13 protein-coding genes and 1 riboswitch are annotated in these 12,769 nt (G+C 30.3%); of the genes, 4 read left to right on the top strand and 9 right to left on the bottom strand.

Annotated features, from left to right (window positions below; all coding sequences use genetic code 11):
* Nucleotides 1-33: 33 nt before the first annotated feature.
* Nucleotides 34-1,035, top strand: coding sequence for a proline dehydrogenase family protein (locus KA833_RS04550; protein WP_070658734.1), 1,002 nt, complete (start codon nt 34-36; stop codon nt 1,033-1,035).
* 477 nt (nt 1,036-1,512) lie between these two features.
* Here the strand turns inward: KA833_RS04550 and ribH are convergent, their stop codons facing one another.
* The 5 genes from ribH to KA833_RS04575 form a co-directional block, all read right to left on the bottom strand.
* Nucleotides 1,513-1,971, bottom strand: a complete 459-nt coding sequence (gene ribH / locus KA833_RS04555; RefSeq protein ID WP_046208331.1) for a 6,7-dimethyl-8-ribityllumazine synthase — start codon at nt 1,969-1,971, stop codon at nt 1,513-1,515.
* An 11-nt stretch (nt 1,972-1,982) separates the two neighbouring features.
* Nucleotides 1,983-3,161: a 3,4-dihydroxy-2-butanone-4-phosphate synthase gene (gene ribB / locus KA833_RS04560; protein WP_210128706.1), complete on the bottom strand. Its 1,179-nt coding sequence runs from the start codon at nt 3,159-3,161 to the stop codon at nt 1,983-1,985.
* A gap of 10 nt (nt 3,162-3,171) precedes the next feature.
* Nucleotides 3,172-3,804 (bottom strand): riboflavin synthase, encoded by a 633-nt coding sequence (gene ribE, locus KA833_RS04565; protein WP_210128705.1) that lies wholly within the window; start codon nt 3,802-3,804, stop codon nt 3,172-3,174.
* A 6-nt stretch (nt 3,805-3,810) separates the two neighbouring features.
* On the bottom strand, nt 3,811-4,854 hold the full coding sequence (gene ribD, locus KA833_RS04570; protein WP_210128704.1) for a bifunctional diaminohydroxyphosphoribosylaminopyrimidine deaminase/5-amino-6-(5-phosphoribosylamino)uracil reductase RibD: 1,044 nt from the start codon (nt 4,852-4,854) through the stop codon (nt 3,811-3,813).
* A gap of 158 nt (nt 4,855-5,012) precedes the next feature.
* Nucleotides 5,013-5,146: riboswitch (FMN riboswitch) on the bottom strand.
* 394 nt (nt 5,147-5,540) lie between these two features.
* Nucleotides 5,541-7,016 (bottom strand): FAD/NAD(P)-binding protein, encoded by a 1,476-nt coding sequence (locus KA833_RS04575; RefSeq protein WP_145381760.1) that lies wholly within the window; start codon nt 7,014-7,016, stop codon nt 5,541-5,543.
* A gap of 161 nt (nt 7,017-7,177) precedes the next feature.
* On the opposite strand from KA833_RS04575, the gene KA833_RS04580 reads away from it, so the two are divergent.
* Nucleotides 7,178-8,107, top strand: coding sequence for an osmoprotectant ABC transporter substrate-binding protein (locus KA833_RS04580; RefSeq protein ID WP_046208326.1), 930 nt, complete (start codon nt 7,178-7,180; stop codon nt 8,105-8,107).
* A gap of 395 nt (nt 8,108-8,502) precedes the next feature.
* Here the strand turns inward: KA833_RS04580 and sagB are convergent, their stop codons facing one another.
* Both sagB and KA833_RS04590 read right to left on the bottom strand, forming a co-directional pair.
* Complete coding sequence (sagB, locus tag KA833_RS04585; RefSeq protein ID WP_046207596.1) at nt 8,503-9,357, bottom strand: peptidoglycan release complex glucosaminidase SagB; 855 nt, start codon at nt 9,355-9,357, stop codon at nt 8,503-8,505.
* A gap of 164 nt (nt 9,358-9,521) precedes the next feature.
* Entirely contained in the window at nt 9,522-9,746 is a 225-nt protein-coding gene (locus KA833_RS04590) for a hypothetical protein (protein ID WP_019468074.1), read from the bottom strand.
* A gap of 221 nt (nt 9,747-9,967) precedes the next feature.
* Here KA833_RS04590 and KA833_RS04595 point away from each other — a divergent pair, with 221 nt between their 5' ends.
* On the top strand, nt 9,968-10,447 hold the full coding sequence (locus tag KA833_RS04595) for a sigma-70 RNA polymerase sigma factor region 4 domain-containing protein (protein WP_210128703.1): 480 nt from the start codon (nt 9,968-9,970) through the stop codon (nt 10,445-10,447).
* A gap of 10 nt (nt 10,448-10,457) precedes the next feature.
* A complete protein-coding gene (locus tag KA833_RS04600) occupies nt 10,458-10,880 on the top strand; it encodes a competence protein ComK (RefSeq protein ID WP_210128702.1) in 423 nt (140 codons plus the stop codon).
* Between the two features lie 4 nt (nt 10,881-10,884).
* Here the strand turns inward: KA833_RS04600 and KA833_RS04605 are convergent, their stop codons facing one another.
* Both KA833_RS04605 and KA833_RS04610 read right to left on the bottom strand, forming a co-directional pair.
* The gene (locus tag KA833_RS04605) at nt 10,885-11,334 is read right to left on the bottom strand and encodes a hypothetical protein (RefSeq protein ID WP_046207599.1); all 450 of its coding nucleotides are present in this window, start codon (nt 11,332-11,334) and stop codon (nt 10,885-10,887) included.
* Between the two features lie 499 nt (nt 11,335-11,833).
* Entirely contained in the window at nt 11,834-12,547 is a 714-nt protein-coding gene (locus KA833_RS04610) for a transaldolase (protein ID WP_046207600.1), read from the bottom strand.
* Nucleotides 12,548-12,769: the final 222 nt, after the last annotated feature.

Below are 12,769 nucleotides of genomic sequence, written 5' to 3' on the forward strand. Positions count from 1 at the left end.
AGAACAGCCATAAGCAGAATGGGAGGAATTAATATGCCAATTGTGAAAAATTTTTTTATAGGATTATCTAACAATCCATTTTTAAATAAAGCAGCTAAGGAAATTGGTCCTATGTTCGGTGCCAAGAAAGTAGTTGCAGGGAACACTATTCCAGAATTAGTGGACACAATTGAACGTTTAAATAACAAAGGGATTACTGTCACAGTAGATTGTCTTGGTGAATTTGTTTTAAATGAAGGTGAAGCAATACAAGCAAAAGACCAAATATTAGAAGTGATGTATGCTATCAACAATCATAATTTAGATGGTCATATGTCTATCAAAATCAGCCAATTAGGTTCTGAGTTTGACATTGATCTTGCTTATCGTAATTTACGTGAAATATTACTTAAAGCTAACGATTTTGGTAATATGCATATTAATATAGACACTGAAAAATATGATAGCTTATTTGATATTACACAAGTTTTAGACCGATTAAAAGGCGAATTTAAAAATGTAGGAACTGTTATACAAGGATATTTATATAAAGCAGATGCACTCGTCGATAAATACCCAGAATTACGATTACGTATGGTCAAAGGTGCATATAAAGAAAATGAAAACATCGCCTATCAAACTAAAGAAGAAATTGACGATAATTACATACGCTTAATTAAAAAGCGACTGTTAAATGCGAAAAATGTCACTTCTATTGCTACACATGATGATGCTATCATCACACATATTAAACAGTTTATTAAAGACAATAATATTGAAAAAGATAACTATGAATTTCAGATGTTGTATGGTTTCCGCTCAGAATTGGCAGAATCACTAGCGCGCGAAGGCAATCATTTCTGTATCTATGTTCCATACGGTGATGATTGGTTTAGTTACTTTATGAGAAGATTAGCAGAACGACCTCAAAATTTAAATCTAATGTTTTTAGAAATTATGAAACCCGAAGTGTTGAAAAAAATGGGAGTAGTCGTTGGAGCTCTGTCAACTATTGGAGCATTAAGTGCATGGCTATACAAAAAATTAAAAAAATAAAAATTTTATGATTAAAGTGTATGTAATTTAAACCTTTTCAAAACATTGTTAGAGTAATCAAATGTAATATCATATTTATGAATAAGTGAATGATTACGGATTATGCAAACGATATTTATAGTCCAAGTATGACGAGCAAAAACAAAAATTTAAAACAAAAGAGGCTGGGACATAAATCCCCTTTCTCAAAATTATTTTGTTTGAATCATATAGTTCTTTGACAAATATGACGTATTTTAGCAAGTCTCTCGAAATATAGGACAAGCTGCTACAGGCTAAAGCTGTCCCCAAAGAAAGCGAGCCAACAATATGAAGTATTGAATAAAAAGACGCACTCAGATGAATTGAATTAAATCATCTGAGTGCTATTTTTTTGGATTTATATGCCTGACTCTTATTTTGAGCAGAGGAAATGATATCTAGAGTTCTGACCTAATTTTTATTTTTAAATGACATTACTAATTATTACTTGAATCATTAAATTTTTTTCAATAAATTTGCCATTTCTATAGCACTTACTGCTGCTTCAGACCCTTTGTTTCCTGCTTTTGTACCTGCACGTTCTACAGCTTGTTCAATATTTTCAGTTGTTAAAATTCCAAAGATAACTGGTGTATCTGAAATATCATTCGCTTTTGAAACACCTTTCGCTACTTCATTACATACATAATCATAATGTGACGTTGAACCTCTAATCACACAACCTAAAGTAATTACTGCATCGTAATCACTTTTTTGAGCTAATTTTTTAGCTACTAATGGGATTTCAAAAGCCCCAGGCACATATGCAACATCAATATTTTCTGCAGGCACTTCGTGTCTAACTAAAGTGTCTTTAGCACCATCTAGCAAACGATTCGTAATGAAATCGTTGAATCTACTTACGACAATCGCTACCTTTAAATCTGATCCTATTAATTTACCTTCAAAATTCATGTTTATTCCTCCTATATTAAATGACCCATTTTCTCTTTTTTTGTTTTCATATAAGCTTGGTTATATTGGTTAGATGGCATTACCAATTCAATTCTTTTGGCAATATCAATGCCGTAATTCTCCAAACTTCCAAATTTTTTAGGATTATTACTTAATAAATTCACACGTTTGATACCTAGATATTTTAAAATTTCAGCAGCATATTGGTATTCTCTTAAATCTTCATCAAAACCGAGTGCAATATTTGCTGTAACCGTATCATATCCTTGTTCTATCAATTCATATGCTCTTAATTTATTAATTAAACCGATTCCTCTACCTTCTTGAGGTAAATAAAGGATAACGCCTCCATTTTTATCAATGTATTTCATAGATGCAGCAAGCTGTTCACCACAATCACATCTTTGACTATGAAAAATATCTCCAGTCAAACAAGCAGAATGTATACGTACATTCTCTGTTTCGTTAATATTACCACTTGTGATTGCTACAGTTTCTTCACCATTATTTGTTGTAAAACCATACATGTCGAAATTACCATATTCAGTAGGCAACTTTATTTTAGCTTTTGCTGCAACAGACGAAACAGATTGCTTTCTATATTTTTCCAAATCTTCGATAGATATCATTACCAAATTGTGCTTATTTTTAAATGCTTCTAAATCATCACCTTTTGCCATTGAACCATCGTCATTCATAATTTCACAAATCAGCGCTGCTGGTTTTGCGCCAGTTAATTTAGCTAAATCTACAGAGGCTTCAGTATGACCACGTCTAGCCAATACACCATTCTCTTGAGCAACTAATGGAAATAAATGGCCTGGTTTATTAAAATCTTCTGCTGTTGTACTATTATCGATTAATGCTTTTGCAGTAAGCATTCTTTCATCAGCACTGATACCAGTTGTAGTGTTAATATGATCAATACTAACTGTAAATTGAGTGCCATAAACATCTGAATTATGATTAACCATTGAATGAAGTTCTAAATCTTCGGCTATTTTTTTACTAATCGGTGCACAAATTAATCCTCTTCCATATTTAGCCATAAAATTAACAGTATTATCATACATCCATTCAGTAACTGCTACTAAATCTCCTTCATTTTCTCTATTTTCATCGTCTACTACAATGATACTTTTACCTTTTTTTAGTGATTCAAGTGCTAAATCTATACTGTCCAATTGCATTTTACCCCTCCTAGAATCCAAAAGCGCTTAGTTTTTCTAAACTTAAACCTTTTTCACTTTTACCAACTATTTTTTCTACATATTTAAACAACATGTCTGTTTCAATATGTACTGGGTCACCAACACGTTTTTGATTTAAAATAGTTGATCTTCTTGTTTCTGGTATAAGATGAATATCAAATTCTGTATCTCGTAATTGAAATACTGTCAAACTAACCCCATCTACGGTGATTGAACCTTGTTGTACCATTTGATCGATCACAGAAGTAGATGGTTTGATAGTTACAATTTTAGAATTATCTGAGTTTTGTATTCTAGTAATTCTAGCTACTTCATCAGTGTGGCCAAGTACAAAATGACCTCCAAACCTTCCTGAACCGCTCATTGCTCGCTCTAAATTCACCTCAGCGAATTGATTTAATTGATTCAAATAGGTTTTATTCTCAGTACCTTTGATTACTTGGACTGAAAATGACCGTTCATCAAATTGTATAACAGTTAAACATACACCGTTTACACTAATAGAATCACCAATATGCATGTCAGATAAAATTGTTCTACAATCAATTGTTAAATTAACAACCGCTTGTTGTGTTGTAACTTTTTTTATAGTTCCTATTTCTTCGACAATACCAGTAAACATAATTATTCACTTCTTTCGCAATTCTAATTTAATATTTTGCTCAAGCATTTTGGAATTTACAATTTCAAATTGAGGAACGTCTGATAAATTAAAGACATTTTCTGTTTTGAAAAATTGATTGTCACCAGAACCACCTATTATTTTCGGGGCGTAATATAAGATGAGTTCATTTGTAAAGTTAGATTGGAGAAATTCTGAAGTAATCGTGGGACCTGCTTCAACCAAAACACGTCCAATCCCGTTTTGATATAACTGCTTTAAAATATTTTCAATCGTACAATTTGAACAATACATTATTTCTATATTTTTATTTTGATTTTTTAAATTTTTATTTTCTGTGAAAATCCATATTGGCGTCGTCGGTTGTTGAAAAATGTCTAAAGTAAAATCGACTTGTCCAGATTTTGAAAGTATCACACGTATAGGTTGTTTACCTTGTTCAATCCTAGTAGTATATTGTGGATTATCTGCGTTTAACGTACCAGTCCCGGTGATTACTGCATCATGTTTATGTCTGAGCATAAATACATCTTGTTTAACAGTTTTGTTGGTAATCCATTTACTTTCACCACTATCAGTAGCTTGTTTACCATCTAAACTGCAAGATACTTTTACAGTAACTTCAGGAACGCCTTGTCGCTTAGTAATAAAAAAGTCTTTGTATAATGCTTCAGCATCTGGCTTATGATGAAACTCGACTTTCACTCCAGTATTTTGTAAAATTTCATCACCTTTAGACGATAAGGTTGTGTCTTTAACAGCATAAACAACTTTTGAAATACCAAATTCAATAATTTTGTTTACGCATGGTGGCGTTGAACCATAATGTGAACAAGGTTCTAAAGATATATAAATTGTCGCTCCATTTGCTGCTGCTTTTGCCATATCTAAAGCTTGTACTTCGGCATGTTTGTCACCTTTTCGTAAATGTGCACCAATACCGACGATTCTACCTTGATTTACCACAACTGCACCCACAGGAGGATTTACACCAGTTTGGCCATCTACCATCTGCGCCAATTGAATTGCATAATTTAAATATTGACTCATATAATCACCTCTTAATAATAAAAAAACACCTGAAACTCATTTCAGGTGTGGGATGTATTTAGATATAACATAATTTACTTAAATTTGGATACACTTCTCCAATTTTTAGAAAAATGTACGTTAAATAAACACTTGTATAAGTGCCTTTTTGTTATACTTCATTCTTTCTCCCATCCAGACTTTACTGTCGGCTCTAGAATTTCACTAGATCAGCCACATTTGCCAAAACAAATGCAGGTCGCAGGCTTAATTTACTGCCGGTTGGGAATTTCACCCTGCCCCGAAAGAATATTTATGAAATTGTAATTGATGATTGAGTCAAAGTAACTTTTGAAAGCTACATCGTTATCGTACTATATATTTCGACAAAAAACAATTCATATTATCTAAGTCGGCTTTATATCAGTAACAACTTGCTTATATTATTGACTTTACAATGCTTATAAGTTGGTTTACAAATCCATTCATCAAAAATTTACATCTTAAAATATTTTCATAAATGATTAAACGCTTTACTTATTTAATATTTTTATAATTCAAACCAAAAACGAACGAACATCTAGCAAAAATTACTCTTTTTCTTTCCACAAAATGAAACCGGATTTAAATTCATTCGGAAACATAATTCATATTTAACTGATTCATCTAAATTGGATAAACATTCGTTTGTATACTACACTACAAAATCAATCATGCTTAGTATTCAACAAATTCTCTACCACACTTACAGCTTGTTTTACTATCATCATAACGCCGTTACGTGATTGATTAATTCCATTTGTAACTTGACCTAAAGCAAACATGTTTTTTAAGGTACCATAACGTGGACTTATAATTTGATTTGTTTCTGGAATGATTTGAATACCACCTAGTGGGTGTGCTTGGACTACTTGCCTATTTTCCAGATTGAGAATCAGTTGATCATCTTGGTCTAATTCTGATAAATGTGATTTTGAACCAGTAGCATTAATGACAATATCAAATTTATCAATTGCTTTAAAATCATCCTCATATTTAAAACAAAATTGATGCCCGTCATATTTAACGTCTTCCAACCCTTTTTTGATTTCAATTTGCCCTTTTTCGATATGATCGATAATTAATTTTGCGGTACGAGGAGGCATTGGGTTCGAATTTTCTTTTAATATAGATTGGTATTTTTCTAAGAATATCTTCTGATCCTCTCTACTGAAACTGTTCCAAATCCAATTTAAATTTTCTTTTGTTAATTCTAAGATACTTTGAAATTTCCCTAGCGCTTCGGCATGTTGTAAATCATAGGTTAAATCCAAAATCGGGTCGCCTTGCCTTCTGTGTACTAATGCTTCTATTGGAATATCATAATATTCACAGTCCTTTTTAAATAATGCCAATGCCTCGTCCAAAGGTACGTTTCCAAAATATTCTTTTTTGATTTCATTAAATTTTTCTGGAGTAAGATATTTAAATTGAATTTCTGGCATATTTCCCCTAACACTGGGTAAATGACCTTTACGACTCGTCACTGTAATAGGTAAATTAGGATGATGTGCCGTTACAAATCGAATGACATCTAAACTTGCTAGTCCAGTGCCAATAATGGCGATTCTATCAGTACTATCAACTTCATTTAATGTGTCATAAGTTGGATAAGGTGTTTTTATGTAACCTGGTGTTCCTTTTAATTGATATGGGTCATGATAGGACATCGTGCCAATTGTTAAAAATACAATATCATAACGTCGGCGTTTCTCTAAATTTTCAGATGTGCAGACAACATATTCAACCTGCGTATCACCAATATTAGATTCTATATACACTTCTAATACTGCTTCTTTAATCATATGAATATTACTATATTGATTATGATAAGTTTCCAAATAATCTTTCATATAGTGTCCAAAAATAAATCTGGGTAGATACTCTGGATTAGAAAATTTAAATATAGATTGATGTTGATACCATTCGTAAAATTCTCGCTCATTATTCAAATTTAAAGACATTTGTTTTGCAGGTAAATTGATTAATAATTGGTCGCTGTCATTTTGAAAAGGCACACCTTGACCCATGTTTTTAGGGTTATCATAAACGTCTACTTCCATTTGTTCGAATTCATTATATTTAACTAATTCTTTTAACAAACTAACACCTGCGGTACCCATACCAATGATAGCTATACGCATTTCACTCATCCTTACTTTAATTAATTTATACTTAGTATATCAAGTATTTAATTGATATTACATATTAATGGACTATGCCACCATTATACAAAATTAATATATATGTTAATATAAAAATGTTGTATCAAAAAAGATTTCTAAAACATATAAGGAGTTAAAACATGAAATTTTTTAAAAGAATAATTTATTTATTGATTGTTAGTTCAATTTTATTAGCAAGTTGTGACTTACCTGGTTTAGGCGGCGGTCAATCTAAAAACTCAGTTAAAATTTCTGCTTTAGCTACGAGTGAATCTCAAATCATGGCTTATATGCTTAAAGATTTAATAGAACATGATACAAAAGGAAAGATTACTGGATCGATTATTAACAACTTAGGTTCAGCTACAATACAGCATAATGCATTACTTCGCGGAGATGCCGACATATCAAGTACACGCTACACTGGTACTGATTTGGTTGGGGCTTTAGAACAACAACCTATTACAAATACTCAAAAAGCAATGTCAGTAACTCAAAAATTATTCAATCAAAAATTTGATCAAACGTTTTTCGACTCTTATGGATTTGAAAATACGTTTGCTTTTATGGTTACTAAAGAAACCGCAAAAAAATATGATTTACATACCGTTTCAGATTTAAAAAAAGTAAAAGATAAAGTAAGAGTTGGTACAGATACGACATGGATCAAGAGAGGTGGCGATGGTTATGCACCATTCCGTGCACATTATGGTTTTGGTTTCAATGATTTAAAACCTATGCAAATTGGACTAGTTTACGACGCGTTAAAAAATAATAAACTCGATGTTGCACTTGGTTATACAACAGATGGAAGAATTGCAGCGTATGATTTAGTTGTACTTAAGGATGATAAAAATTTTTTCCCGCCATATGATGCTAGCGCGGTCGCTCCAAATGAATTATTACAAAAGCATCCACAAATTAAAAAATCTATTAATAAATTAGATGATAAAATTAGTACTGAACAAATGCAAAAGTTAAACTATGAAGCAGATGGTGAAGGTAAAGAACCAGCAATTGTAGCCAAAAGATTTTTAGAAAAACACAATTATTTCGAAGATGAAAATTAAATTTCAAGTGTAATTCTATATTTAATGTTATGTGATATTAATCGATTAGTGTTACTATAGCTACATAGTAAGGAAGTGATTTAATGAAATTCATTATAAAAGTGATAATATCAACGATTATGCTTTTTATATTATTTGGACAGAAAAATAAAGCTAAATAATATTTACTACTTTAACATCTCTCGTTCATCTTGATAATTAATTCACAGTTTACGGAATTCGATTACCTATGTCTATAAAATATAAATTACTAACTAATGTAAATATCAAAAATCAATCATTTATGTATTCAAAAAGGACTAATCCATTTTTCCTACGGATTAGTCCTTCTTTAGTTCGTATAACAAACTCAATCATTTTCATTTGTTATAATTAATTATATTTAAAATCATAGATCATTCTTTTTTATGTTTATTATCATCTTTATATACAAAATATTTATAATATTTGCCTTCTGTTTTCATATCTTTATAAAAATTTGACATTAGGCTTGCGTTACTTTCAGCCCATTTAATATCTGTAGCATATTGATGTTCCCCAGGGTTTTTAGGATTCCAGCGCATGCTATACAATGTGTTTTGATCTTTATTTGATAAAAAGTGTTCATGTATAAAATTAGCACCACCAGTAATTGCTTTTTCTGGTGTATCCCAACCGTGTTTTTTAGCATATTCAGCACCAGTTTTCACTGGATCTTCATCAAGTGCACCGACCCCAAAAAAGTTATAATATTTCTTGCCATCAATTTCAACACCACTCGATAATTCACTTTTAGCTGATCCTGTTTCAAGCAATGCATGTGATATTAAGTATACTTCATTTACATGTTTTTCTTTTGCTGCTTTTATGAAATCGTCTGAATGTTCTAATAGTACTGGATTATCGATTAACATTCTTTTTATTCTATTTTCATCAATTCCTTGATATTTATCTAATTCTAAAAATTGATATTTTTGAGTTTCACTTTCAATAAATTTATTACTATCCATTGCTGCTTTAATCTCAGTTGAAGACGCATCTCTCCATGAATCATTATTTTTATTTGAAATTTGTTGGCTAGTATAATTATCGATTTGTTTTTTTGATGCTTTATCTAAAGTAATATTGAGCTGTTCTACTTTTTCTTGTTGGTTAACCTTTTTAAAAAAGATTTGATCTGAAATCATTGAAAATACAACGACAACAGCTATCACTAACACTACCAATAAGCCAATAATTGATAGTATTGAGCCTTTCTTATGCTTCGTCATGTCCACACCTCATAGGTAATAATAAGAATATTAAGTCCTCTCTTTATAAAAATATACTTTAAGAGACTATCTAAATTTAAATTCTAACACTAAATAGTTGAACGTACAATTTAATATGTTTGTTGTTACATATTCATAAAAAAAGTAATGAAATTTTAATTTCATTACTCTTGACTTTTATTATATTCCATCATAACAAAGCTTACTGCTTGGGATCTGTTTTTATAATAATAACGATTTAAATCAATTGTTCCTTCAATTTCACCATCGCGGTACATCATTTCTTTTGTTAGATTATTTATCATAACAAAGTCTGATTTATCTTTAATCATATCTAAATCATCATGTCTCGCAAAAAAATGTTCTAAATTTAAATGTGCGTAATCCATATAAACCTCCTGATTTGTTGTCCGAAGATAATACTAAAACTCTAAAGTGTTATATCTTTAAGTTGAATACGCGTTGATGTTATAAAACTTAAATTTTATCTATCTTATTAACTCTATTTAACACCTATTATCATTATTTAGCAAATGAAAATTACTAAATTTTAAAATAAAATGATTGCATCCGGAAATAAAAGTTATATATATAACAATGGAGTTACAGCATGTCCTTCGAACAAACATATTTTCAATTCAAATTTATTATTTTTGTGTTATTAAAAAAATACCATATTAAGTATAATCGAGAAGAATATACTCAATTACTCACTATCAAAATGTGGGAACTAACACAGAAGTATTCTCCCCATCATTCTGTTTCATTACAACAATTTTTATATTTTCGTTTGAATTACTATTTGATTGATTTGTTTCGCAGTCAGAAACAATTAGAAATTACAATAAATTCTCCAGATTTAAAAGAACGAGAAAATATCCTGTTTGATCAAATGAGTCATCAAATTATATACCAACAGTTTTTGCAACTATTAACTACTAATGAAAAAAATTGGCTTAACTTAAAATTGCTAGGCTATAAACAATTTGAGATTGCATCAATGTTGAACTGCTCTGTTTCTACAATAAAAAATTATCGGAAAAAGGTGCAAATAAAATACATTAAATATTACGGAATAAATCAAAAATAGGAGTTGGCAAATGACAAAGTTTACAAAATTATTATACCTCAAATCCGTTGTTGGAAATGAAATCATTACAGTCGGGCAATATACCACGCATCAATTTCACTATCCTACTTCAATCATGCCTACACTTACTTACCTTCTAGAAACCTATGGTTTATCACTATCTTATCAAACAAAACAAGCTAAACAAGTTTTAAAAATCAGAAAAATGGTACCTATATTTATTAATTCAGATATTACTTTATTTCCGCTTAAAGCGAGACGCGCACCCTTGCAATATTATATCAATGCAAATGCGATTGTTGGGATTAAATCAAATAATGAACAAACAACAATTTATTTTGAAAATGCTACATTCATCATTGTAGATGCACCCTACACTTTTGTATATAAAAAATGGCAAGAAAGCATCACACTTTCTCACCTTTTAATTTAACGCATCATAGCGCTCTATTATGCTTATATTCTAATAGCTTCTTCGTAAAATAACCTGTTGCGACCTTAATTAAGTATAGACTAATCACCAATAATAGTAGCGCACCTATGAGTGTCAATACAACGATAATACTAGATAAATCAACTTCTGGTTTAATAAAAAATTGGACTGACGACAAACTTGTCAATAAAGCAAATAAGAATAATCCTAATAAAATAATATATGTAATTAAAATACCAATTAATAACATGAAGAAATAAGCTGATGAAACTACCTTTTCTTCAAAGATATAATTTTTCAAAAATTGATTGGAAAAGGCAATCGGTCGATTGAGTTCTTCCTCATGGTTTTTATCCAAGACTTTCGATAACACTTGATCTAGTTGTTGTTTTTCTTTTTTATTTAAAAACCATAAATGCTTTTTAACTTTCTGTTTAAAAATATTTGCTTTCATTAAAGTTTCTCCTTAAAAGTATCACACTTATACTATCAATATACAGGATAAGTTATTTATCTTATGGTTTCAATAATATTATAAAAAATTTTGCAATCAAATTATATTTCCTTTGCTTATCCATGCTATTCTATAGTTTTTTATTTCAATCAAGTAACCACATAAATTCAATTTATTCAATCCTACTTTAATCAACGCCAACAATGAATTGAAATAAAACTTTCCATCGCTTACCCAATAGTAAATGATTTCGCTTCTATAATCGCTCATTATTTACTCGTTTCATTCATTATTAATTCATAATATTATAACTTTAGTTAATTGCTTAATAATAAAATAACTTTTACTTCAGTAACTATACTTTAACTTTGAGTGTGTATAAGCAAGGTAGATGATAATAAAAACACTTTCATAAGAATTCATTTTATGATGAATTCAATGAAAGTGTTTTTTCCATCATTTGGGAGTAGCTACAGAAATGAACTAACTGCGTTTACGACTATAAAATAGACAGACCAGAACTTTGGATATCTTTTGCAAAGCCTTTAACTGTATCAACAGATAATTCGTTTATATCGCGTCCTAAATTATTATTCACTTTTTTAACTACATCTGCCGGACATGTAATAATATCCGCGCCAACTTCATCAGCTTGGATGACATTGATGACTTCGCGACAGCTTGCCCATAATAATTTCACACCTTTTTTACTGTGTGTAACATCAGCCGCTTCTTTCATCAATGGAATTGGATCTACTCCTGTATCTGCAATGCGTCCAGCAAATACAGATACATATGTTGGAACACCTTCTGTTACAGCATTAGTAATTTCTTTAACTTGATCTAAAGTATAAACAGCAGTAATGTTTAAACGAACATTGTTTGCTGATAATTTTTTAATTAGAGAAATAGTTGATTCACCTTTTGTGTTTACAATTGGAATCTTAACAAAAACATTATCGCCATATTGTTTTAAAATTTCCGCTTCTTTTTCCATAGTTTCTAAATCATCTGCGAATACTTCAAATGAAATAGAAGCGTCAGGAATTTCGCGCACAGCTTCTTCGGCAAATGCTTTATAATCTGTTACACCTGCTTTTGCCATTAAACTTGGGTTTGTGGTAAAACCATCTACTTGTTTATTTTTATAAGCTGCTTTCATTTCTTCAATATCTGCACCATCTGCAAACACTTCAACATTTAAATTTGCCATTACTAATTCCTCCTGACTAAAATAAATAATTCTATAAAGAATTATTTTTATAACGGTTTAAACCATACACTTTATTTATACCACCTTTATTTCATAAATTCTATTTTTCTGCTTATAAATGATTAATTTCTGAAAATAATAGTATCAGTAACAGATCTAATATCACTAAAAACAAGCTTTATAATCTATATTGTTATTAACTGATAAAGTCCGTATAATTGT

The organism is Staphylococcus sp. GDY8P67P, assembly GCF_017892545.1.
Taxonomy (GTDB): Bacteria; Bacillota; Bacilli; order Staphylococcales; family Staphylococcaceae; genus Staphylococcus; species Staphylococcus ureilyticus.

Excerpts from the sequence above, each read along its gene's own strand:
- KA833_RS04550 (WP_070658734.1), top strand. The coding sequence starts at position 34 with ATGCCAATTGTGAAAAATTTTTTTATAGGATTATCTAACAATCCATTT.
- ribH (WP_046208331.1), bottom strand. The coding sequence starts at position 1,971 with ATGAATTTTGAAGGTAAATTAATAGGATCAGATTTAAAGGTAGCGATT.
- ribB (WP_210128706.1), bottom strand. The coding sequence starts at position 3,161 with ATGCAATTGGACAGTATAGATTTAGCACTTGAATCACTAAAAAAAGGT.
- ribE (WP_210128705.1), bottom strand. The coding sequence starts at position 3,804 with ATGTTTACTGGTATTGTCGAAGAAATAGGAACTATAAAAAAAGTTACA.
- ribD (WP_210128704.1), bottom strand. The coding sequence starts at position 4,854 with ATGAGTCAATATTTAAATTATGCAATTCAATTGGCGCAGATGGTAGAT.
- KA833_RS04575 (WP_145381760.1), bottom strand. The coding sequence starts at position 7,016 with ATGCGTATAGCTATCATTGGTATGGGTACCGCAGGTGTTAGTTTGTTA.
- KA833_RS04580 (WP_046208326.1), top strand. The coding sequence starts at position 7,178 with ATGAAATTTTTTAAAAGAATAATTTATTTATTGATTGTTAGTTCAATT.
- sagB (WP_046207596.1), bottom strand. The coding sequence starts at position 9,357 with ATGACGAAGCATAAGAAAGGCTCAATACTATCAATTATTGGCTTATTG.
- KA833_RS04590 (WP_019468074.1), bottom strand. The coding sequence starts at position 9,746 with ATGGATTACGCACATTTAAATTTAGAACATTTTTTTGCGAGACATGAT.
- KA833_RS04595 (WP_210128703.1), top strand. The coding sequence starts at position 9,968 with ATGTCCTTCGAACAAACATATTTTCAATTCAAATTTATTATTTTTGTG.
- KA833_RS04600 (WP_210128702.1), top strand. The coding sequence starts at position 10,458 with ATGACAAAGTTTACAAAATTATTATACCTCAAATCCGTTGTTGGAAAT.
- KA833_RS04605 (WP_046207599.1), bottom strand. The coding sequence starts at position 11,334 with ATGAAAGCAAATATTTTTAAACAGAAAGTTAAAAAGCATTTATGGTTT.
- KA833_RS04610 (WP_046207600.1), bottom strand. The coding sequence starts at position 12,547 with ATGGCAAATTTAAATGTTGAAGTGTTTGCAGATGGTGCAGATATTGAA.